This is a genomic window from Pseudomonas sp. NFACC08-1 (assembly GCF_900106735.1).
In the GTDB taxonomy this organism is placed as follows: Bacteria; Pseudomonadota; Gammaproteobacteria; order Pseudomonadales; family Pseudomonadaceae; genus Aquipseudomonas; species Aquipseudomonas fluorescens_Q.
In genome coordinates this window covers 55,812-78,223 of the sequence record NZ_FNNL01000021.1, presented here as the reverse complement: position 1 = coordinate 78,223, position 22,412 = coordinate 55,812, and the positions used below count along the sequence as shown (strand labels likewise).

General features: G+C 52.4%; 15 protein-coding genes and 3 pseudogenes. 9 read left to right on the top strand and 9 right to left on the bottom strand.

Features of this window, described 5'->3' with window-relative positions; genetic code table 11:
• Positions 1-236 precede the first annotated feature (236 nt).
• Together BLU76_RS28635 and BLU76_RS28630 are read left to right on the top strand one after the other, a co-directional pair.
• A complete protein-coding gene (locus BLU76_RS28635; protein ID WP_092225476.1) occupies positions 237-1,655 on the top strand; it encodes an aldehyde dehydrogenase family protein in 1,419 nt (472 codons plus the stop codon).
• A gap of 18 nt (positions 1,656-1,673) precedes the next feature.
• Positions 1,674-3,209, top strand: coding sequence for a class I adenylate-forming enzyme family protein (locus tag BLU76_RS28630; RefSeq protein WP_092225474.1), 1,536 nt, complete (start codon positions 1,674-1,676; stop codon positions 3,207-3,209).
• Positions 3,210-3,643: 434 nt separating this feature from the next.
• On the opposite strand, the gene BLU76_RS32465 is transcribed toward BLU76_RS28630, so the two are convergent.
• Positions 3,644-3,901 (bottom strand): reverse transcriptase domain-containing protein, encoded by a 258-nt coding sequence (locus BLU76_RS32465; protein WP_371915052.1) that lies wholly within the window; start codon positions 3,899-3,901, stop codon positions 3,644-3,646.
• A 5-nt stretch (positions 3,902-3,906) separates the two neighbouring features.
• Positions 3,907-4,584: a reverse transcriptase domain-containing protein gene (locus BLU76_RS32460; protein ID WP_371915051.1), complete on the bottom strand. Its 678-nt coding sequence runs from the start codon at positions 4,582-4,584 to the stop codon at positions 3,907-3,909.
• 891 nt (positions 4,585-5,475) lie between these two features.
• Between BLU76_RS32460 and BLU76_RS32035 the strand changes: the two are divergent.
• Positions 5,476-5,699: pseudogene (locus BLU76_RS32035) on the top strand (LysR family transcriptional regulator); the annotation flags it as partial.
• 38 nt (positions 5,700-5,737) lie between these two features.
• Here the strand turns inward: BLU76_RS32035 and BLU76_RS28615 are convergent.
• From BLU76_RS28615 to BLU76_RS28605, 3 genes are all read right to left on the bottom strand, one after another.
• Positions 5,738-7,111 (bottom strand): aspartate aminotransferase family protein, encoded by a 1,374-nt coding sequence (locus BLU76_RS28615; RefSeq protein WP_092225472.1) that lies wholly within the window; start codon positions 7,109-7,111, stop codon positions 5,738-5,740.
• Positions 7,112-7,131: 20 nt separating this feature from the next.
• Positions 7,132-8,616 (bottom strand): aldehyde dehydrogenase, encoded by a 1,485-nt coding sequence (locus tag BLU76_RS28610; protein ID WP_072339926.1) that lies wholly within the window; start codon positions 8,614-8,616, stop codon positions 7,132-7,134.
• Between the two features lie 430 nt (positions 8,617-9,046).
• Positions 9,047-9,724 (bottom strand): TetR/AcrR family transcriptional regulator, encoded by a 678-nt coding sequence (locus tag BLU76_RS28605; RefSeq protein ID WP_072339346.1) that lies wholly within the window; start codon positions 9,722-9,724, stop codon positions 9,047-9,049.
• 279 nt (positions 9,725-10,003) lie between these two features.
• Between BLU76_RS28605 and BLU76_RS28600 the strand changes: the two genes are divergently transcribed.
• From BLU76_RS28600 to BLU76_RS28580, 5 genes and pseudogenes are all read left to right on the top strand, one after another.
• Positions 10,004-11,338 (top strand): alginate export family protein, encoded by a 1,335-nt coding sequence (locus BLU76_RS28600; protein ID WP_092225470.1) that lies wholly within the window; start codon positions 10,004-10,006, stop codon positions 11,336-11,338.
• 40 nt (positions 11,339-11,378) lie between these two features.
• On the top strand, positions 11,379-12,557 hold the full coding sequence (locus tag BLU76_RS28595) for an MFS transporter (RefSeq protein WP_072339350.1): 1,179 nt from the start codon (positions 11,379-11,381) through the stop codon (positions 12,555-12,557).
• 11 nt (positions 12,558-12,568) lie between these two features.
• Complete coding sequence (locus BLU76_RS28590) at positions 12,569-14,143, top strand: amidohydrolase (protein WP_092225468.1); 1,575 nt, start codon at positions 12,569-12,571, stop codon at positions 14,141-14,143.
• 14 nt (positions 14,144-14,157) lie between these two features.
• A complete protein-coding gene (locus BLU76_RS28585; protein WP_170867336.1) occupies positions 14,158-15,177 on the top strand; it encodes a CobW family GTP-binding protein in 1,020 nt (339 codons plus the stop codon).
• Positions 15,178-15,212: 35 nt separating this feature from the next.
• Positions 15,213-15,383: pseudogene (locus BLU76_RS28580) on the top strand (transposase domain-containing protein); the annotation flags it as partial.
• Between the two features lie 119 nt (positions 15,384-15,502).
• Here the strand turns inward: BLU76_RS28580 and BLU76_RS28575 are convergent.
• The 3 genes from BLU76_RS28575 to BLU76_RS28565 form a co-directional block, all read right to left on the bottom strand.
• Positions 15,503-17,692 carry a tetratricopeptide repeat protein gene (locus BLU76_RS28575; protein WP_170867335.1) on the bottom strand — a complete coding sequence of 730 codons (2,190 nt, stop codon included), beginning with the start codon at positions 17,690-17,692 and terminating at the stop codon, positions 15,503-15,505.
• A gap of 125 nt (positions 17,693-17,817) precedes the next feature.
• A complete protein-coding gene (locus tag BLU76_RS28570) occupies positions 17,818-19,503 on the bottom strand; it encodes an arylsulfatase (protein ID WP_072339361.1) in 1,686 nt (561 codons plus the stop codon).
• 60 nt (positions 19,504-19,563) lie between these two features.
• Complete coding sequence (locus BLU76_RS28565) at positions 19,564-20,886, bottom strand: alginate export family protein (RefSeq protein ID WP_072339363.1); 1,323 nt, start codon at positions 20,884-20,886, stop codon at positions 19,564-19,566.
• A gap of 615 nt (positions 20,887-21,501) precedes the next feature.
• Between BLU76_RS28565 and BLU76_RS28560 the strand changes: the two genes are divergently transcribed.
• Positions 21,502-21,951 (top strand): GNAT family N-acetyltransferase, encoded by a 450-nt coding sequence (locus BLU76_RS28560; RefSeq protein ID WP_092225462.1) that lies wholly within the window; start codon positions 21,502-21,504, stop codon positions 21,949-21,951.
• Between the two features lie 16 nt (positions 21,952-21,967).
• Here BLU76_RS28560 and BLU76_RS28555 read toward each other — a convergent pair.
• Positions 21,968-22,387, bottom strand: a pseudogene (locus BLU76_RS28555) (transposase); the annotation flags it as partial.
• Positions 22,388-22,412 lie beyond the last annotated feature (25 nt).

Genomic DNA, 22,412 nt, shown 5'->3' with positions numbered 1-22,412 from the left:
CCGCTCTATAGCCTCCTCCACGTTTGATACAAGATCAATCAACCGACCTGCCAACAAAGAGCAACGCTACGTCGATTGTTCTAGTGGGCAAGCGTATTGCTCACCACGCCATCCACCGAGGCGTAGAGATTCCCTCTGTCCAGCGTTCCATGCCCGGCGGATGGATTTGTCGCAAAGAGTTAAGAAGAATTTACCCCTACAAAAACAATGGCCGAAAAAGCCTAAGGAAAATTCTCATGAAGCTGCAAACTTTTAAACTGTCCATCAATGGGCGCGCTGAAGAATCCCTTGAGACGGCTTTCGCTATCAACCCGGCGACTGAGGAGCCTATTTGTGAATACCCCCTGGCTTCGCGCACGCAGCTTGAGGAGGCTGTCCAAGCAGCAAAGATCGCATTCACAGACTGGCGAGTAACCCCCATCGAACAGCGAAAAAAGCTGGTAGCCGCATTCGGGGATATTATTGAGGAACAACGTGAAGCGTTCATCACACTCCTAACCACCGAACAGGGTAAGGGACGGTCTGGGGCTGAATGGGAAATTGACGGTTGCATTCATTGGTGCCGTGAAATAGCCAAACAGTCACTCGAAGACGAGTTCCCTCAGGGGGTAACTGGCGAATTAATCGTAAGCCGTCATACTCCGATCGGTGTAATCGGTGCAATCACTCCATGGAACTTCCCACTTCTGCTTGCAATCTGGAAGGTCGCTCCCGCACTGCTAGCCGGTAATACAATGGTGCTGAAGCCATCTCCTTTCACCCCGCTTTGTACCCTCTGGTTTGGTGAACTCGCAAACAAGATCTTGCCCCCCGGAGTGCTGAATGTGCTGTCGGGAGGAAACGAGCTCGGGCAACTAATTACCGAGCATCCGGACATTGGAAAAATTTCATTCACTGGCTCTACCGCGACGGGTAAACGAGTGATGCAGAGCGCTTCCACCAATCTCAAACGCCTCACGCTGGAGCTCGGGGGTAATGATCCCGCAATCGTATTTCCCGATGTAGATCCGAAGGCTATCGCACAAGATTTGTTTTGGGCGGCATTTGCTAATAGCGGACAATTTTGCGTGGCCACAAAACGCCTCTACGTTCATGAGGATATTTACGACGAAGTAGCTCGGGAACTCGTCGCGTATGCAGGTACAGTTAAAATGGGCAATGGCGCTGATCCGGAAGTCGCGCTCGGCCCTTTGCAAAACAGGATGCAGTTCAACAAAGTCAAAGATCTACTCCTGGACTGCAAAACCAGAGGTTTCTCCTTCCTCATGGGAGGTGAGCTTGAGGAAAGAAAGGGATACTTCATTCCAGTCACGATCATCGACAATCCCCCGGCTGACGCTCGCTGCGTCGTAGAGGAGGCATTTGGCCCAGTGCTTCCAATGATCAAATATCGTGATTTGGAGGATGTAATAAAGCAGGCCAATAGCTCGGAGTATGGATTGGCAGCAACCATTTGGTCCAAAGACTTGGATGCAGCACAAAGAGTCGCAAAGCAGATCGAATCTGGCACGGTATGGATTAATCACGCTCACCAATTTTCTCCACACGTTGCTTTTGGAGGACATAAGAACTCGGGCATGGGAATTGAGAACTCCCTTCATGGCCTCGCAGAATACACAAACATGCAAACAGTTTTATTAAAAGCCGCGCAATGATCCGATAGGAGATCGACTATGGAACATTCAATCGGAAATTGGGTTGGGCAATCAGCTGCACGCTTCGGCAATAAACCTGCGATTATTTTCGAAGGCAAATGTTGGTCTTTCCTAGATATCGACGTGCAGTCATCCCGCCTGGCTGCAAGTTTAGAGTCGATGGGTGTGAAGCGAGAGGATGTAGTTTCGATTTACTCATCCAACTCACCAGAGTGGGTCATCACTTACTACGCCATCTTAAAAATAGGTGCGATCGTCAACCCACTCAATATGATGCTTACCGCCTGTGAAGCGGCGTTTGCGATAAAAAACTGTGGCGCAGTGGCAGTATTTTCTACTTCAGACAAACTGTTGGCTTTACAGGAGCATATCGGGCCAACGGAAGTTACAGCACTAATCTCTTTCGACGGCGTAACTGTCGCGGGGATGCAACAGTTCAATCTGTTGGTCGATGCCAACATTGCAGTACGTGAATATCCAGTTACGGGCATTCAAAAAGATGATATTTCGACCATTGGTTACACGTCTGGCACAACAGGACAACCCAAAGGCGCAGTGCTTTCACATAGATGCATTCTCACAAACGTTTCCATGACTGCAACAATGCATTTACGTACAGCGTCTGACACTGCGGTCAGCGCGCTGCCACTGTCTCATGTCTATGGGAACGTAGTCATGAACTCAGCGATTGCATACGGAATGACACTGGTATTGCATAAAACATTTGATGCAGAAGCTGTTTTATCCAGCATTCAAACCTATGGTGCGACCCTCTTAGAAGGCGTGCCTACCATGTACATCTATCTTCTCAATTACCCTAATCTCGGCGCCTACGACGTGTCTTCGTTAACGCGATGTACAGTAGGAGGACAAACGATGCCCTATACGGCAATGGAAGAAGTCGAGCGCGCATTAGGTTGCCGACTTCTGGAATTGTGGGGAATGACCGAGCTCGGCGGATTAGGCACAACCCACTCTTTCTATGGTGAGCGCCGACTGGGATCCATTGGCGTAGCCCTTCCTCATCTGGAAGCGCGAATTTCCCAGCTTGAGCTTGACGGGGATACCCTGCCGCTCGGTGAAATAGGCGAGCTTCAGATTCGCGGCCCAGTAGTAATGAAGCATTACTTGGGGCGCCCTGATGCAACAGCCGAAACAAAAACAGATGAAGGCTGGCTTCGTACCGGCGACCTGGCAAGAATGGACTCTGAGGGTTTTATTTACATCGTTGACCGCCTCAAGGACATGTTCATTACTGCGGGCTTCAACATCTATCCGGCTGAGCTTGAGCGCGTGATTGCGGAGCACCCTTCGGTGGCGATGGTTGCGGTAGGAAGCGTATTGGACGAGGTCAAAGGCGAGCTAGCCAAGGCCTACATTGTGCCCAAAATCGGATACGAGATTGACACTCAACAAATAGAGCGCCACTGCCGTGATCGACTGGCGGCGTACAAGGTGCCCCGCCTGTTCCAAATCGTCGAAGATTTGCCCAAAACGAGCAGCGGCAAAGTGATGCGGCGGATGCTTCGTCAAGTATTTGAGTCAAAACTGTAAACTGATTGAGGCATAGTTTATGCCGGCACATCGGTCGCGATAGGGACGGCAGTTACCTGCCGCCCCCCGCACAGATCCGTACGTGCAGAACTACCGCATACGGCTCCTGCCTTGGGTACGTGACGCGAAGCGATCTTCAGGGTAAGGATGTGCATTTCTGGGTCTAGGTATGTGGAGGTCAGCAAGGCGTCCATAGCGTGACCATTGAAGCCGATTACGCTAGCTGCGACGTTTGAGGGCTTGCCGTCACAGGTGACATACCGCCAAACGAAAACCGCCAGGACGTATCAGGTTTCCCGGCACCGCATGGTAATTGAAGTAACCGCTCACCACCCGAGTGAGCCATTGCCCTTGAACCCGGATGGGTTCATGACGTCGACGTTTCAGCTCATCCCGAATGGCCAGCAGCGTCGCACGCATTCGCTTCTTGACCGTCAGTCGCAGTATTGAAAGCCACCGTTTCTGTTGGTACTACAACAGTGTGTGAAGCCCAGGAAGTCAAAGGCCTGCGGTTTACCTAAACCTCGCTTCCTACGATTTCTCGCAGCAAAACGACCGAACTCAATCAGTCGTGTTTTCGAGGCGTTGAGCGATAAACCGAACTTGGCCAACCGTTCCTGCAATTGCACCAAAAACTGCTGAGCCTGCACTTTCGTCCTGAAGCCCACCACGCTGTCGTCCGCGTAACGCACAATAATTACATCGCCACGGGCATGCCGCTGGCCCACTGCCTTGCCCACAGATCCAACACGTAGTGAAGATAGATATTCGCCAGCAATGGCGATATCACTGCGCCTTGGGGCGCCCCCTTGGTCGCAGCTACCCTACGGCCATCTTCCATAACACCCGCCTGAAGCCATTTGCAGATAAGCCCGAGCAGGCGCCAGTCTGCAATCCGGTGTCCCAGAAACATCAGCATCCATTCATGGTCGATCTCATCAAAGAACGACGTGATATCCGCATCCAATATCCAGTTCACCTTCTGGCCCTTCAACGCGACCGTCAACGCATCCAGCGCATCGTGCTGGCTACGTCCCGGCCGAAACCCATACGAGAGTCCCAGAAAGTCCTCTTCATAGATCGCATTCAGAACGGTAACGGCTGCTTGCTGTACGATCTTGTCCTCCAGAGAGGCAATGCCCAACGGGCGTTGCCTGCCATCAGTTTTGGAAATGTAGACCCACCGCGATGGCGTTGCTCGATAGGCTCCACCGTGGAGCCTTGCGTGCAAATCAGTTACCCGCTGGAGAAGACCTTCCTCGTATTCCCACCACGACATGCCGTCCACGCCTACCGCTGCATCGCGGTGCAGGGCATAAAAACTCTGCGCCAATAACTGCGGTGTGATGTGGTGCAGCAAAGCCGTGAACTGCATGCCCTTGTTCCTTCGGGCTGCTTCACGTACACCTTCAAGTCCCATCGACGCGCAACTGATCCGGCTCAGTGTCCGGGGCGCGGGAGGCTTGTTGGTGTTTCCCTTGGCTACGTCCCTTTCCCCCACTATCTCCGCAGGGCCAGACCCTTTGTTCGATGGCTTCTCAGGTACTACGGACGTATCCGACTTCTCGGCGGCGTAGACAGCAGGGTTTCGGCTTTTGGCCTTTCCTGCTCCGCCCGGTGCTTGCGCACCGGGCGCCGCTGAGATCTCCCAGTTTCTGTGCGAAGGACTTCCCGACGTGCACAGGGTCTCCGACCGCGCGGGATCAGAGCATGACTGGCGTATAACGCCATGCTCCGTATTGCCTTCTGCTTCGCTTAACAGCATCGGCATCCCGAATTCCTGATTACGCGGCTCAATGGCTGGCCCATCGGTTTCCCCTGTCAACGCTTCACCCTGCACCTCACGGTGCAACATGCATGACTCGGGGCCTGGTTGATTCGCCATTTCTTACCAGTATCGAACTTTCATCGACTATCCTCCGCCAGCTTTAACTGGCGCACTAGGCGTCCGGCCAAGTCACCTACCGAACTCCAGCATTAAGGGTGATTGCGTCCGCTTAGGTGGACGCCATCGCCTTTGGAGTCGGAGTCAGGAAGGTGAGTTGGCCGGACGCTTACCAAACAAGTAACGTTGCGCGGGGACAACCTGATGCAGCAAATGACGTACGATCTCCAGCGCCTGCAAGACGCGGTACTTATGGACGTCCATGCCTGGTTAAGGCACTTCATGGTCGGGCGTATGCGATTTGACACAAGCGGGCATTGCTCGGCTTAGATTTAGACTTCCGAGCCGTGCCGAATACGTGGGCCAGTGGAACTCACCTTTATTGAGCCGTCGCTTAGCAAGCCGGGGGCGGCACAAACCTTACGACAACTCAAATACTTCATTGCGGCAATTGAGTGTGGATGCGTAGCAGAGGCCTCACGCAAGCTCTATATAGTCCAACCCTCGATCTCTACGGCGAGAGATTTGGTGTACGGTTGCTCATCCAGCATCATGCTCAGGGTATGTCCATGACTCCGAGCGGAGCCCCTTTCTACAGGAAGGCTCTCAAACCTCAACCTTGGAAGCTGAGGCTCGGCAATAGCTAGATCAGATTGAGTTCCTGGCCCGTGCGGTTCACTGCCCGGAGAGTTTTCTCTACTAACTCATCAAGCTCAGAATGGTTAGCGATCAAAGCAGGCGCCATGATCATCCGCCCCAAGGTTGAGCGGATAATCAAACCCTCTTCAAAACCGACAGTCCGGCAGTGCCAGGCGATATCGTTCTCCGCTTCAAACCGTTTGCGAGATGATTTTTCTTCAGCAAATTGCAGAGCAGCAACCATTCCCACCCCTTGCACGTCGCCAATCAGCGGATGATTGTTGAATGCCTCACGCAAGATTTTCTGAAGGTACGGGCCCGTGTCGTTTTTAACTTGGGTGACAATCCCTTCATTGCGCAAAGCCAGGATGTTCGCTATAGCAACAGCAGCGGCCACGGGATGGCCAGAATAAGTCAGGCCACTTGCGAAAACACCGCCTTTTTCGACCAGCACCTCCGCTATCGTTTTGCTCAGAACCAGACCCCCCATCGGGATGTATCCGCTGGTCAGTCCCTTAGCGATAGAGAGGGTGTCCGGTTCAAAGCCAAAATGTTCGTGAGCAAACCATTCGCCAGTACGACCAAAACCACCGATCACTTCGTCTGCGCAAAGAAGGACATCATATTTGCGGCAGATCCGCTGGATCTCGGACCAATAACTCGCCGGAGGAAAAATCATGCCGCCTGCGCCTTGGAATGGTTCAGCAACGAAGGCCGCTACCTTTTCTGCCCCGAGTTCAAGGATCTTCGTTTCAAGCTCAGCCGCTGCTTTCAGGCCAAAGGCCTGCTCGTCGAGTTCGCCGCCTCGGGCGTACCAGTAGGGTTCACCAATATGAGCGAAGCCTGGGAGCATGCCACCCATCTCGTGCATGAAACCCATGCCCCCTAGGGCTGTGCTGCCCAGAGTGGAGCCGTGATATCCATTCCAGCGTCCGATCATGATGCTTTTTTCGGGCTTGTCCAGGATCTGCCAGTAACGGCGCACTGTGCGAATCAGTACCTCGTTTGCCTCGGAGCCGGAGTTTGTATAAATCGCGTGACTGTAGCGGTTTGGCAGGAGACTAAAGAGCAGCTCGGACAGCTCATTCACTCTAGGGTGAGTGGTTTGGAAAAACAGGTTGTAGTATGGCAGCTCTTGAAGCTGACGATGGGCAACGTCTGCGAGATCCTTACGCCCGTAACCCAGGTTCGTACACCACAGGCCAGACATGCCGTCAAGGTACCGTTTTCCCTGAGTGTCCCACAGATGCAAACGATCTCCACGTTCGATTACCAGTGCGCCTTTATCGTTTAGCACCTTCTGGTCTAGAAAGGCATGGATATGGTGTGCGGCATCGAGCTTCTGATAGTCGCTTGTAGTGCGTATCGGTTTGGTCATTTCATCTCTCCTGGCGCTGCTTAGCGCAATTGAAACCACGTGGTTTTCAACTGGGTATATTTCTCAAAAGAATGCAGAGATAGATCGCGCCCGAAGCCCGACTGTTTGAATCCACCGAAAGGTATCGTCACGTCCAACGCATCAACGGTGTTTACCGATACGGTCCCCGCACGAAGTTTTTTAGCTACACGGTGGGCGCGGTTCAGATTGTCCGTCCAAACTGAGGCGGCCAGCCCATAAACGCTCGAGTTCGCAATCTCCACTGCCTCATCTTCCGTGTCGAACGGTATGACCGCGAGCACAGGGCCAAAGACCTCTTCGGTGGCTAAGGTCATAGACGGATTCACGTCTGTGAAAATAGTCGGCTCAATGAAGTTGCTGGAATTGTTGATTTCAACGCTTTGCCCTCCACAAACAAGTGTTGCACCCTGGGCCTTCGCGATTTCGATGTGTTCGAGAATGTTGCTTGTTTGCTTTGCGTCGACAATTGCACCAGCGGGGCTTGTGGGGTCCAGCGGGTCACCGGGCATCCAAAGGGCAGCCTTAGCTTTCAGCAGCGCGACGAATTTATCGTGGATACTCCGCTCCACCAACAATCGAGAGTTTGCAGAACAGATTTCCCCTTGGTTGAAGAAGATGCCAAAGGCAGCTTTCTCGGCGGCGAGCTCAAGATCTTCGCAATCAGCAAAGACGAGATTGGCGCTCTTACCACCGCACTCCAGCCATACTTGCTTCAGGTTGGACTGTGACGAGTACGCCATGAACTTTTTTCCCACTTGTGTGGAGCCGGTGAAAACCAGGCAATCAATATCGTTATGTAGCCCAACCAACCGTCCAGTCGTTTCTCCTAAACCAGGAACTACGTTGAACACACCAGAGGGCACGCCCGCTTCCGTTGCCAATTCAGCCAGTCGAATGGCGGAGAATGGTGATTGTTCTGCAGGTTTTAATACGACAGAGTTACCAGCAGCCAATGCCGGCGCAATCTTCCACGACGCCATGTCCAGCGGGAAATTCCATGGCACTACCGCACCGATCACGCCCAGTGGTTCGCGGGTGATCGTAGCCAATACATTAGGCGCCGAAGGTGCGGTTTCGCCGTACAGCTTGTCTAGGCTTTCCGCATACCAGCGAAAAACATTTGCCGAACCTGGAACATCGATGTTCATAGCGTCAGAAATGGGTTTGCCCATGCAGCTTGACTCGAGAAGCGCGAGCTCTTCTCTGTGCTCAATTATCAGATCAGCCAATCGCAACAGCACCTGCTTCCGTTCGACCGGACTGCAAGAAGACCATACACCTGAGTTGAATGCTGCTCGGGCGCCTTCGACTGCTTGATTGACTTCCACCTCCCCACAATTGATGACGTGAGCAAGCGTCTGTCCGGTAGCAGGATTTATGCTTTCAAATGTATTGGGCGAAACTGTGCCTTGCCCTCCAATCCATGCGTGACTGGCGAATTTTTGGCTATGGACCAATGTTTTCCAATATTCCTTTGAAGACATAACAGGAGCCTCGTCGTTTTGTTTGATTGTGACCATTGAGCAAGAATGGTGGAATTAGTAAATTTATCGATCGAGGCTATATAAAAGCTTCCTTGTGTACATCTCTTGTGGTTCGACGGCCTGCGATGCAACTGGGCATGTTAAATACTTCAGTGTTAGATATACTTCTTCCTAATGGCCTAATGACTAGCTAGCCTTTCATACGAGCGCATTCCATCAAGCCGATTGGCGAACAGGTCGTCACAAGCGTTCAGCCGTTGCTTGGTGCTAAGTCCATCTGGCTTGTGGCCTTGTCCCATGCTTACTGAGCCGCAGATCACTGTGGAGACTTCCACTAGATCATGGTCATCATCGCTTCTGCTCTACAAGGGCGATTAACGAGTGCAGAACTTGGATCGAACCAAGGCTCCTAAACCTCAAAAAGCGGTTATCAGTTTTTAGCCTCTAAATTGGAACCTGCAGCAGTGCTTTTCTTTTTAGAGGAAAGTGTCAGACCAGAGTGGCCAACCGCTTCCAGTCCAGCACAAATGGCCTCAAACGTAGCGCGCATCTGGACGGCATGCCCCACCAAGTCAGGCTCAGGTTGAGTGACAAGGCGGGCGAATGCCATATTGCTAAGATCACTGATAATGCGCAGCGCCACGTCAATGCTCACCTCTGGTTTGAACAGGCCTGAACGCTGGTAATATTGCAAAATCAGCTTGACCTCAGACAGCAAGACTTCATTCCAAATGTTGAAAATGTACTGCAGCTCTCCTGCTAAAAGGGCTGGTGCAATTTCAGCCCACAATTTAGGTGGAAATGCTTCCAGCTGGAGTACAGCGACCTCTGTATCAATTTCGCAAAGCGCGTTCAGCAAACTACTGGCTTTTTCGGCACGAAGCCTTAGGCGCTGGATTGCTACCGCATCCGGCGCTTTGAGAAGCTCAAGCAAAATCTCCTGCTTGCCCCCAAAGTAGTTCACTACGGTAGGCGCGGACACGCCGGCCCGAATGGCGATCTGGTCAAGCGTCGCTGCTGAAAATCCGACCTCACTGAATACGGCCAGCGCGGCGTCGGCAATCACCTGCCGACGTTGCGCCTTCTGTCGCTCTCTCAACCCCGTCATGACTGTCCTCTCTTCAGATGATCGTAGATTAGGGTAGTTTTATTTTTTATTCAAATTATTTTCTTTACAAAAATATTTTTTGATGGCAAAAATAAATTCACGGCCCCCGCTACGGAGATGGGTGAGCCTCGCAGAGGCCGATTCAGGCCTCATAGCTCCGGGAGGTTCACCTCCCAAGACAAACAGCTACGCCGAGCTACATCTGATCAGGACGATCTCGAACTCGGAGCTTCCTCACTGCCCTGTTGAACAAAAAAATCAAATACACAGGAGCCACAAATGCATAGGTTCGCACGTACCTACGGCCTCACTTGTCTATCGTATGGCGTTGGCCTGACGCTTTCTGGAACCGCCTTTGCCGGTTACCAAATCCAAGAAGGCGATTTCAAGGCTGATTTCACCCTATCCGCACTGGCGGCCTCGGTTTCTTCAAAAAACGCCAACTTTGGTGCTGGCGCATTCGATATCCGGTCAGGCAAACCGACCGGGCAAAACCATTCCTGGCAAGAGTTCTCGGTAAAGCCAGGCGTAACAATGGAATATAGCGTCAACCCAGACATCACCCTATTGGCCGGAGGTTCCATCGTTGCAGCTACCACACAAGGTGGGGCTGACCCAGGGGGCTACACCCGCAACGGCGCCAACAACACTGCCCTAGAGGAGTTATATGGTGGCGTGCAAGTCGGAGATTGGAAGCTGACCGTTGGTAACCAAAACTTCGCTGTAGGGAACATGTTCCTTATTGGTGATGGGAATGTGGATGCATTTGGTGACGGCGCCTACTACAGCGCGCCCAGAACGGCCTACCGGGACTCTGTCGTTCTCAACTGGACAGGTAGCCATGTCAGTGCTCAGGCTTTTTCTCTTCGCACAGACGGACATGCGGGTGACTTTAGGCTCCAAGGTCTAAACGCTGACTGGCAATTGCCAAACGTCGTGCTAGGAGCAATGGCTTACAAAGTCGACACAATGGAGTCGGAGCTTTCCGCCCTCTCGTCACAACGAAATGGTCAAAACGTTTACAACTTACGCGCGCTCAAAGGCAGTATTCCTGGTCTTCCTGGCCTAGTCTACAACGCAGAGTATGCATTGGAGAAAGGCAGCGGAGACGGAATCAAATACGATGCCAAAGCTTGGTACGGATCGTTGGACTATACGTTTTCCATGCCGTCTGCGCCCTCGATTGGATATCGCTATGCGTATTTTTCAGGCGATGACGATCCGGGCGATAACACCAAGCGAAGCTTTGACCCTAGCACGAAGGGATACACTGACTGGGGACAATGGTTGATTGGGGAAGTTGTCGGCAACTATGTGCTGTACAACAGTAACGCAAAGGTCAGTACTCTCCGCGGCAGAATGAAGCTCAACGAAGTTTTTTCGGTTGGTGCCCAACACCATCACTTTGAGCTGGCGGAAAGTAATTACTTTGGCACGCCAGTGACAAATAAAAACTTTGCAAATGAGACAGGTCTGTACTTGGAATGGACCCCCACCCCTTCCATCTATTCTTTCGTTTCTTTCAATTGGGTGCAGCCGTTGTCCGGTGCGAAGCAAGCATTGGGTGATGAAACCTTCAGCGCACTTGAGTTCTGGGTTGCGTATAAATACTGATCAGACCATCCCTCCAACGCCAAAACCAAACAGGTGCATCATGCACAACCATCACGCCTCCAATGTAAACCGTGATCGACTGCTACTCATATGGATTGCAACCATTGCAATCATTGTTCTTGGTATTCTTCCGATGTTCATTGGGTCGCTTGCGGCGATACGCAATCTAGATCTTTCCGAACAGGGCTGGATTATTTCTGCGGAAAGCTATGGCATGCTGCTCGGCACCGTAGTTTGTGCCTCGCTAGCCAAGCGTATTAAACCTGCCATTCTTTTCATCTGCGCTGGATTAATTGCACTCATTTTTAACACAGTATCCGCCCAGTTTGCTAACTTCCAGGTAGTCCTGGCTTCAAGATTTATGGCGGGATGCGGTGCGGGACTGGCATTCAGCTTGGCTATCTACTATCTAGGATTGATCAAAGGTCAAGAGCGCTCATATGGCATAACGCTAGCACTGCAAACATTGGTCTTCTGCGGGTACGCCATTTTGTACCCAGTCATCGTTGAGTACTACAGTGCAAAAACTGCTATTTACTCTATCGGGATATGGTTTGTCATGATCACTGTCGCTGGCGCTTTTTTAAGCCAGTATCTTTTTCGCCTCCAACAGAGTGTTTCGTCTTCAACATTATTAGGACAAGGTACGCAATTTGATGGCGGCGTTGCCATGTTGGGTATGTTCCTTTTAGAGGTGGCTATATTTTCCCTGTGGGGATACGTTGGTAACATTGGTATGGCTCAAGGGATTTCCGAGGTGGACATTGGCTGGGCATTTGGTATTGGTCTATTAGGAGGTTTGCCTGGAGCCGGTTTCGCCGCCTTAGTTGGCAATACTTGGGGTAGGAAGCCTTTCATTCTAATCGGCTGTATTTTAATCGCCGTCCCGACCGTAATTTTAGCTACGTCAAGTGTCACTACAAACGGACTGATGACTTCGCTGTTTGTAATGAACGTAGGATGGATGCTTGCGCTTTCGTATTACATGGCGCACATCGCCGCAAACGATCCAAACTATATCTACGTTAGGTATATGGGCGTCACTCAATGCCTAGCGGTTGCTCTGGCCCCGACACTAATCGCCAGCGTCATAGTAGGAGACAGCCTCGCGCCAGTGTTCGTGATCTCTGCGACCTGTTCGACCGTGGCCGGGATCATCGTCTACCTGATAAAAGCGCATCCGCCTCGCATCTCAACTGAACTTACGTCAAAAGTCTGAAAGGAGTAACCATGTCAACTCTCTACTACAACGCAAAAATCTGGACGGTTAATAAGAATCAGCCTAGGGCTGAGGCGATGCTGGTAAATGATGGAAAAATCTTGGCTATCGGGGACGTGACCGAGATCAATGCTCTAGCAAATGCTCAAACTGTAAATGTCGACCTCAAGGGTAAGACAATCATTCCTGGACTGCACGATGCCCATAGCCATTTGATCTGGGCGGCGGCACGCAGACTGGGGTTTCAGTGCCAACTGGACGACCCACAGACCCTAGATGAGCTTGCCTCACAGCTCCGGGCTTATTGGACAAAAAACTCACATCGTAAATGGATTACGGCTAGCGTTTACAATCCATTAGTCTTGACCACTGAAATCCTGACGTTGGAATGGCTGGATAATGTCCTCCCCAGTGTACCTATCGTGCTACACGATTTTTCCTACCACAATGCGATGGCGAATAGCGCCGCTCTCGCCGCCGCCGGATTGCATAAAAATTCCCCTCCAATTCCCGGTGGCGTTATTGGGCGTGATGAGGATACCGGGGAACTGAACGGAATTCTCCGTGAGCAAGCTTGGGGGGTTGTACACCGCGCCGCTCCTCAAAGTTCTCTTGAAGAGAACGTAGAAGCTCTTAAAGTGGCGGCGTTGGTTTGTAATGAGCATGGAATCACGTCGGTTCAGGAGGCTTCAGCAAACGAAGCGTTTTTGAAAGCAGCGAAAGCTTTGGATTCCCGTGGACAGCTCACTCTGAACCTGACATGTCACATACCATGGGGCTCGGAAATGCTTGCGGGCTGCAATAAGGCCGGCCAGGATGCAGTGATTGCGAATCGCGCTATGTATGCAAGCCCAAGGGTTGACGTGAACGCTATCAAGGTTTTACTTGATGGGACCTCCATGGCACCCGTTTTCAGCCATGTACCGCTTGATCCGGTGACTGACCAACCGATCACATACAACCTCTTATTAGATCCAGATGAACTGAGCGAACGGATTGCGGACTGGACTGCTGAGGGTCTTATTGTTAAGTCCCATTGCACTGGGTACGGTTCTGCCCGAATTGGACTCGATAACTACGAACGCACATCGCATGTACCTCGAGCCCCAGGCCAATACCACGACATCGCTCATGCCCACTATATTTCTGAGCGGGATCGCAAGCGCTTCGCAGATCTAGGCGTTGTGGCCGAAATGTCTCCGGCGATCTGGCATATTCCGCAGTATCAAGAAGCATTGGGTAGGGCTTACGATTTTCGCACCCTGTACGAGAACGGCGCTTTGATGACGATCGGCACGGACTGGCTATTACCTCCTACTCCAACGTTATTCCCGGCGCTTGCAGGGGTATTGGAGCATGGAGATGAAAGCGTTTCTCTTGAACTCGGAGTGGAAATGTTAACCATAAATGGCGCCATTGCTGTCGGTCGATCAGATCAACGGGGCTCTTTGGAGATTGGTAAAGAGGCGACATTCATTGTGTTGGACACGCCTATATTCGAGGCCTCTCCCGCCGAAATAGCGGAGACGAAAGTACTCAAAACTTTCATCTGTGGGGAAGAAGTCTACTCACTGGAATCGGCGTGAATTAGGAGAATATGGTGACCAACCTGACCACCCATGACCGTATACCGGTCACACTTCTGACCGGTTTCCTTGGCAGCGGTAAAACGACATTGCTCCGCGAGCTTCTCGCCGACACACGCATGGCGCGCACCGCCGTCATCATCAACGAAATCGGTGAGGTTGGGTTGGATCACCTACTGGTCGGAACGCTCGACGACGATGCCGTACTCCTTAAAAGCGGATGTGTGTGCTGTACTATGAAATCTGAGTTTGGGGACACCCTCAAGTCACTGTTTAACCGACGTGAAAGCGGAGTGTTACCAAACTTTAATCGTGTGATTGTCGAAACGACGGGGTTGGCAGATCCTGTTCCACTGGTGAAGCTGTTGCTTGGTGATGAAGGCCTCGTTTCAAGATTTAGACTTCAGGCAGTAGTGACCACGGTGGATTGCCAGATAGGTGCGCTGGAGCATCGGCCTCGGGTAGAGCGAGACAGACAAATAGGTATCGCCGATCACCTGGTACTGACAAAAACAGATCTGGTGAGTACCGATACCCTTGTAGGTATTACTAAAAAGCTGCGCGAATTGTACCCAGATAAACCCATTACAAATGGTCGCGTTCAACAGGATATTTTTTCGTTACTGCTTGAGAACCAACAGCAGCCATTGGCAAAAGAGATGCTTCTAAGGCTTAGACCTACGCATTTCCAACCATCTTTATCGGTGAGTACTTCGACGCACAATCACAAGGGGGTGCATACTTTCTGCTTAAGTGCCGACGAGCCGATCAAGTGGGCCGTCGCCATCTCTTTTCTAAGGTGGCTGGCCCGGACGTACAGCCACAAGCTGTTAAGAATGAAGGGGATTTTGAACATAATGGAATCGGATAAGCCCATCATCGTACAAGGGGTGGAGCATTATCTCTTTCCCGAAACCAGCTTGGAGGCATGGCCCGGGAACTTGCGGTCTACCCAGCTCATTATTATTGGAGATGGACTGCCAGAACGAGACGTGAGGGAGAAGTTTAGCGCTATGGTATTGGAGACCAAATAAACGTGTTTGGAAGTGATGATCTAGTCGGCACTGATGGTCGCGGTAGGGACGGCAAGCGGGCGGCGGCGATCATGAGCCTGATCCAGTCGGCGCCCATCAATGAGCATGATCCGTATGCTTATCTCAAGGATGTGCTCACGCGGCTGCCAACGCAGCGAGCCAGTGAGATCGAGCAACTGTTGGCGCATCAATGGATGCCTGCCTGATCTGAGCAAGGTGTGTTCACTGGCCGCTTACTCACATTGCCGGGATAAAGCGTTTACGCGGCGGTCAAGGCCGCAGTTGAAGTGCTCACCCGTTACAGGGCCATAGAACTACTGAGCGTTCATTGTCCACGGGCCTTTATCGCATCGGATAGCCGCTGACATCTCATATCGTTAGAACCTTCGCAATATTTAAGCGCGTCATCCAACTCGTTGTTTTGCGCACTCAGGTACGCTAGCGTGTAGCGCAGATCCTGATTAGCGGGATCCTGCTCCAATCCTCTTAACAATGATATTTTCGCCTCCTTCTGACGCCCCATCCGGCTCAAAAGCAGACCAAGGTTGTAATGCGCTCGTGGAGTGTCGGCACGCTGCAACCATTCTATTGCCTCTGGAGCATTACCCTGCTGTGCGAGCAAAAGCCCAAGCGTTAAGATAAGCTCCTGCTGCTGAGGCTGTGACGCCAGTCCTGCGCGAAGTAACTGTTCAGCTTCAACGGTCTGACCTTGAATGACCAGCAGACGCACAAGACCCGTACGGGCCGGTACGAAACGTGCGTCCTGTACAAGAGCCTGGCGGTAGTTGTGCTTTGCGTCTTCAGGTCGATGCAGACGCTCCTGCAGTATCGCCAAGTTCACTCTTGTCACAGGCAGATCAGCCTCGCGCGCCAAGCGCTGCTCATGGTCGGCGAGCTGAGAGGAAAGCAGGTCCTGTAACGGCGGCTGCAAGCCAGTATTGTAATAGTCGGCGAGCCCCCGAGCCGCCTGATCACGGACCGCCAGGATCGGATCACGCAACAATGGCAGCAGATACTCCAAACGCTGTGTGGGTGAATGCGCCTCCACACTACGTGCTGCTTGCAGCCGAACCTCTGGACTGTCGTCTTTTAGTGCTTCGATAAAACTGCGATCTAAAGCCGAGCCGTAACTTGCGCCAAGCTCAACCGCGGTAGCCCGGACGATGGCAGGCTGCGTAGTGTCGGTGATGAGCTTCGCTAATTGAGGGAGGACCTCAGGATCGTTGCGACGAGCTGCAGCGAAGACTTCGCCGTAGTGCTTAACAAGGGGAGGTCGGAAATTCCATCCTGCGAGCGCTTGTGCCGCCCAGGCCGGGGTTTCTCCTTTATGACAGCCAGTACAAGCGTCGGGCGATCCGGTCTGTGCATCCAAATCCGGGCGAGGTATGCGCAAAGCGTGGTCGCGTCGCTCATCTACACCCATATAAGTACGAGTCGGCATATGGCAGTTGACGCACTGCGCGCCTTGAGAGCCAGGCACGTGATGATGATGTGCTGGATTATCGTAATTTTTAGGTATCAGACTGGGAAATAGTGGATTGCCTGCCGGATTGTGGCATGCCTTGCAAAGGTCGTTGCCTTCAGCACGCAGCTTCGTTGTGTGGGGCTCATGGCAATTGCTGCAGGTCACGCCTTTGTTAAACATTTTGCTCTGAGTGAATGAGCCATACTCAAAGACTTCATCGAGGATTTGCCCATCGGCATGATAGAGCCCTGCTGAAAGCACCGCTGGGCGCATCGCATCAAGCAGTGGTTTGCCGGGCTGACCACCATTACCAAGGGGTTGGCGACGGCTATGGCAGCGAGCGCATTGCTCAACCAGGTAACCTTTCTGAGAGTTATGGAAGTCGACGGCGAGCCCTTTCTCATCCGGACCGGAACGCTCAGTTTCTTGGGCGCTCTTTGTTGCCCAGTCGATATGCCGTTGACCTGGACCATGGCAGCTTTGGCACCCCACCGCCATTTCGCTCCAGGTAGTTTGGTAGGTATCCGCAGCAGCATCGTAACCTTTGCGCAAATTGCCAGAATGACAGTCTGCACACATGGCGTTCCAATTCTGGTAGCGACCCGTCCAGTGCAGTGCGTCATTGGGGCTGAACCGTTGCCCAGGATACAGTGAAAACCATCGCTGCCCGCCCGCCATCTGCGGACGACTATCCCAGGCTACGGTCAGACTCTGCAAGCGCCCGCCAGGGCGCTCTATCAAGTATTGTTGTAGTGGATAGAAACCAAAGGTGTACGCGATCACAAAGTCGGTGAGTTTACCCTGCTCGTCCTCAGCATTAACGTAAACGCGGTCACCACGCCTGAAAAACCGAAGCTCAATGCCATTGCCATCATTGAAAATGACGTCATTAAAGTCCCCTAAAACGTTACCCTCACGAGCTTCCCGCAGGGACCAACTGTGATGGGAACCTGCCCATGCATTTGCCTCGGCCTGATGACAGCCGGAGCAACTCTCTTGAGCGACATAACCATCCGAAAAGGCTTGTGCGGGAGGAGACGAAGCTGCCATACCGGGCGTCGACAACAAAATTTGCAACAAGCACAAGCATTTTAGAACGGCCCGGTAAGGCATTGATCAATCTCTTATCGAGTAGAAGCCGCGAAGATCCGCCGCTGGTTCCGCTTAGGCGTAAATCAATAGCCGCTAACCTGATCCGGCAGGACCACTTGATTTTGCTGCGCGTACTGGTCCCACGTCTTTTTTAGTTCTGCCACTCTAGCTGGCTCTTTTGCGCTGAGATCGTGCGCCTCAGCCAGATCCGTATGAAGGTTGAACAACTGCCACTCACCATTACCCCATGGCTTGGGCATATGCACCAGCTTCCAGTCGCCTTTACGTACGAAGCGCTTACCGAACAACTCACCGGCCTCCGTTCGCTCAGCCACATTCTGCCCCTTGAGCAGCGGTATGATCGAGGTCCCCGTCATCGGTGCAACTTCACGGCCTTGGTACTGCACTCCAGGACGTTTGACACCTGCCAGCTCTAACAATGTTGGCGCGAAATCTTTGACGCTGACCAGCTTGTCGAGCTTTTTACCGTGCGATTCAATACCCGGAATGCGGATGATACCCGCAGTACGGGTGCCTCCCTCGGTCGGAAAACCTTTAAAAAGGCTAAAGGTCGGGGATGACACACGAGCCCAGTTAGGACCAAGGAATGTGTAGGAACCAGGCTTACCCATGCGTTCGAAACTGAAGTCGTTAGTCTCGTCGATTACCTTGCGGATCTTTGGAAATTTGTCGCCTGGCCATGTATCGTCCAGGTCGTGGCCTTCCGCGCCGTTATCAGAAATGAAGATAACGACCGTATTGTCGTACAGACCATTTTTGCGCAGATAGTCGAAGACACGCCCCGTGTTTACGTCCATTTGATCCACCATCGCCGCATAGATTTCCATTGCACGGGCTTCACGCTTACGTTCTTCGTCGGTGAGGCTATTCCATGGCCGACCTTTAGGGGAACGGGCTGCCGGTTCGGCACCCGCCGGCACCAGACCCAAGGCTTTTTGCTTACTCAGCCTGGCTTCGAGCAATGCATCATAACCAGCGTCGTAGCGACCTCGATATTTGGCCACAGCCTCATCTGGCGCTTGCAACGGCCAATGCGGCGCAGTGAAGGCCATCATGCCGAAGAATGGACGCCCACTGTCCTTATCTGCGGCTATATAGTCGATCATCCTATCCGCGTAGTACTGGCTGGAATAGGTAAATTGCGCGGGCAATGTTTTAAGTATTTTGCCGTCCTCCGCGTAGGGTGCCCTAGCTTCCGGCGTAGGTGCATAGGCAGGCTTCATGTCCGGGAAGTGACTGGCACCACCGCTAAGCATACTGAAGGAATGCTCAAAGCCGCGCTGGTTCGGAGTGGTTTGCTCAGTACTTCCAAGATGCCATTTACCTGCCAGGTACGTGTCATAGCCTGAATCGCGCAATAGGGAGGCGATCGTGACTGCCCGATCATTCAGATACCCTTCGTAACCCTTTTTGCCTTCCTGGTTAGGTGCTGTTTCTTCAGCCATATTGCCCAAACCGACCTGATGGGGGTCCGCCCCTGTCAGCAGCGCGGCACGGGTTGGAGAGCAGGCAGGCATAGCCTGGAAGTTGGTCAGTTGCACCCCGGACGCTGCCAGGGAATCAAGGTTCGGGGTTTCTATCTCACCTCCGAAACTACCAAGATCGGAGTAGCCCATGTCATCGGCAACGACAACTAGAATATTTGGCTTGGTAGGGTCGCTGGAGGCGGCCAGCGCGCACGAGACGCTGAGTGAAGCAGCTATACCGACTGTCGCAGCCAGCGCGGAGCGAAAAAAGGGAGCACGCATCGGATATATCCTATTCGTAATGTATTTATGGTTTAACGTCTTTACGGCAGGAGACGATCACTAAAATGCAAATGAGATGACCAACTGGCTGTAAAGGTTAAGGTCATCGCTACCCTGTTGCGACCCACCCTCTTCTGCGCTCTTCTTCGGCTTATACAAGCCTACTAGCGGGCTGACCGTGAACTGTCCCAAGGTCCAATCGAGGTAAAGATCCAACTCTTTAGCGTCGAGGTTGCCTTGAGCAGGGTCGAGGGTGTTGAAATCGAAGAGAAGTACACCCATCGCTACATCAGGATGCGGTGTCAGGCCAAGGCTGACCATCTGAATGGCGGCATTCCGCTGAAATGGACCTGAGTAATTACCCGCCACCTCGCCCTGGAACCAGGTTCCATACCCCCGACTGAAGCCACTGAACAGCGGATCGTAGTTTTCCGAATAGCGGCTGTAGCGGTAACCGAGACGTGGCTGCCAAGGTGCAGCGGAGAACGTCCAGCCCGCCTCGGCATACCAAGCATGTTCATCACCCAGACTTTTCTCTTCATGGGCATACTCGAAGGACAGGAACAAGTCTTTAACCCCAGCGTTACCCTGGGCACGCAAGCTGGTGACCTTCAAACCGTCGCGCTGCCTGCTGAAAGCATTCGCCAGTTTGTCATCAACGCCTAACCCTTTGATATACGTCAGACCTACCGTACCCTCAGGCGCTACATGCTCAAGCACACCGATACCGAGCTCAGGCTTGGCCTTGATTTCATTATCTGACTTCAACCAGATCAAATCCCCGCGCCAACCCTCCTGTCCACCGAGGCGCAACCAGGCTGTCCGATCGAAGGCATTGCGGGCGGTCAGATAGTAGGCCCCTCCGCGATCAAGGCTACCGTCGGCGAAGTTATTACCCACACTCAGACCATCACCGTTGATGATGAACCCATCACCAATCTTGACCTTCTGGCTGCCGGCGGAGAAGTCTACGCCGTCCTTGCCCAAGGCCGGAAACAGATCCCCGGAGCGCCAGCCAACGTAGGCACGGTCAACAGCCGTACGACGCTCCGTTCCATCGGTATAGCCAGCTGCGTCACCCTCACCCCAGGTAGCATTGCTGACCAAGTTGAATTCTCCATACAACGAAGTGTTTGCAGAACCTGGAAAGACCTGAGTTCCGCTCATCCCGTAGCGTACAAAACCCTCTTGCCATGCCACTGAACCTGGTTTTATCGGGCCACCCTGATTGTAACTTTCGTCGCTATGAAAGAAACCCACAGCCCCTTGAACATTCAATTTCAATGTAGTGTCAGAATCGGAGTATAACTCGTAGGCCCAAGCACCTGAGTTCATGGTACTCAGGGCGGAGAGCAACAACACGCTACGGTGAAACTTGCACATATCGAACCCTCTTTATGCTTATGTGTTGTGAAAGGCAGAATGTTTTGCATATAGCCATCTCACCACAAAAAAATTAGAGGGTCTTGACGATAGCAGCCATGCAACTTGTACCAGCCTGCCAGCCCGAGGGGTCAGTACGCTGCTATCGGGCAACTTTATGTACAAAGAAATTGATGGTCGAGCGAACAGCGACTCAGAGCAGTGGCTGAGTGAATCGGGTCAGAAGTAGTCTACGGGCGGCGGCAAACCTCGAGAGCAGCACCCAGCCAATCCGGTACAGAGTGTCCATGCTTAATCATGAACTCAGTATCAAAAGACGTATCACGCGTCCAACGTCACAAGAGTCGGGGTCTGAGGCAACGAGCCATTGCCAAGATGCTTGATGCCTATGGCGCACCCGTCCTCAATGTTCTTCGATCGTAAGCGTCCGGTCATCCCGTCTGGTTTCTTTGACTGTGGCTGTCAAACAGCGAGATGTCCAACGTCAGCCAGCGGGTCATGGGTAGCCTGTACTATATTGAGACTGCAATCTGTCTGATCGCATGGTGTGAGGCTTGGTGCCGTGTCTTGATAGACTTCTTACCTTCTCCACTGCTCCCTATCCGAGGATCTCTAATGACAAATCAACCCATATTGATCGAGTTGGTTCGAGAGACAAATCCGGTATTGCTCAAGTCTTTGAATGACCTACTCCCCCAGCTTTCCATGAATGCGAAGGCGATGACAATGCAAGAATTGCAGCAGATCGTAGGTGCAGAATGCTCGGATTTATTAGTCGTAAAGGGGGCAGGTGGAGAAAATATCTTGGGAGCGCTAACCCTCATTCATTTCCGTATTCCGACAGGAGTTCGTGCGTGGATCGAGGACGTTGTTGTGGATGCTGGTGCCCGGGGACAAGGGGTCGGCAAAGCACTCATTCAGGCAGCTGTAGAAAGAAGTCATGCTCTGGGCGCAAAAACACTGGATCTCACGTCTAACCCAAATCGAGAATCTGCTCATCGTTTATATGAGGGAGCAGGATTTTCTGTTAGAGAAACAAAGGTCTATCGCTATCTTCCCGCTTGATGGATGTTCCCAACGATCAGCCTCCCTGTTTGACCCAGCGAAAAGGGAGCAAGTCGGTAATTTCGCTTGCCCGCTGCGTCGGCAGCCGCATCAGCACGTCCTTCAAATATGCATACGGATCATGCCCATTCATGCGTGCAGACTGAATCAAACTCATGATTGCTGCCGCCCGTTTGCCGCTGCGTAGCGATCCGGCGAACAACCAGTTGGAACGCCCAAGTGCCCACGGCCTGATCTGGTTTTCGACTTGGTTGTTGTCAATGGGCACAGCCCCGTCGTCCAGGTAGCGCGTCAGCGCTATCCAGCGTTTAAGGCTGTGATCCAGGGATTTGGCTGTTGCCGATCCGTTGGGCACCAGATCACGCTGGGCCAACATCCAGTCATGCAGCGTTTTGATGATCGGGGCTGCCTTTTCCTGGCGTATTCTCCAACGATCCCTACGGCCATTCGGCGCATCGTCT

Coding starts and splice junctions, on each gene's coding strand:
- BLU76_RS28560 (WP_092225462.1), top strand. CDS start 21,502: ATGACAAATCAACCCATATTGATCGAGTTGGTTCGAGAGACAAATCCG.
- BLU76_RS28605 (WP_072339346.1), bottom strand. CDS start 9,724: ATGACGGGGTTGAGAGAGCGACAGAAGGCGCAACGTCGGCAGGTGATT.
- BLU76_RS28595 (WP_072339350.1), top strand. CDS start 11,379: ATGCACAACCATCACGCCTCCAATGTAAACCGTGATCGACTGCTACTC.
- BLU76_RS32460 (WP_371915051.1), bottom strand. CDS start 4,584: ATGCAGTTCACGGCTTTGCTGCACCACATCACACCGCAGTTATTGGCG.
- BLU76_RS28615 (WP_092225472.1), bottom strand. CDS start 7,111: ATGACCAAACCGATACGCACTACAAGCGACTATCAGAAGCTCGATGCC.
- BLU76_RS28575 (WP_170867335.1), bottom strand. CDS start 17,692: ATGGCAGCTTCGTCTCCTCCCGCACAAGCCTTTTCGGATGGTTATGTC.
- BLU76_RS28630 (WP_092225474.1), top strand. CDS start 1,674: ATGGAACATTCAATCGGAAATTGGGTTGGGCAATCAGCTGCACGCTTC.
- BLU76_RS28590 (WP_092225468.1), top strand. CDS start 12,569: ATGTCAACTCTCTACTACAACGCAAAAATCTGGACGGTTAATAAGAAT.
- BLU76_RS28610 (WP_072339926.1), bottom strand. CDS start 8,616: ATGTCTTCAAAGGAATATTGGAAAACATTGGTCCATAGCCAAAAATTC.
- BLU76_RS28600 (WP_092225470.1), top strand. CDS start 10,004: ATGCATAGGTTCGCACGTACCTACGGCCTCACTTGTCTATCGTATGGC.
- BLU76_RS28635 (WP_092225476.1), top strand. CDS start 237: ATGAAGCTGCAAACTTTTAAACTGTCCATCAATGGGCGCGCTGAAGAA.
- BLU76_RS28570 (WP_072339361.1), bottom strand. CDS start 19,503: ATGCGTGCTCCCTTTTTTCGCTCCGCGCTGGCTGCGACAGTCGGTATA.
- BLU76_RS28565 (WP_072339363.1), bottom strand. CDS start 20,886: ATGTGCAAGTTTCACCGTAGCGTGTTGTTGCTCTCCGCCCTGAGTACC.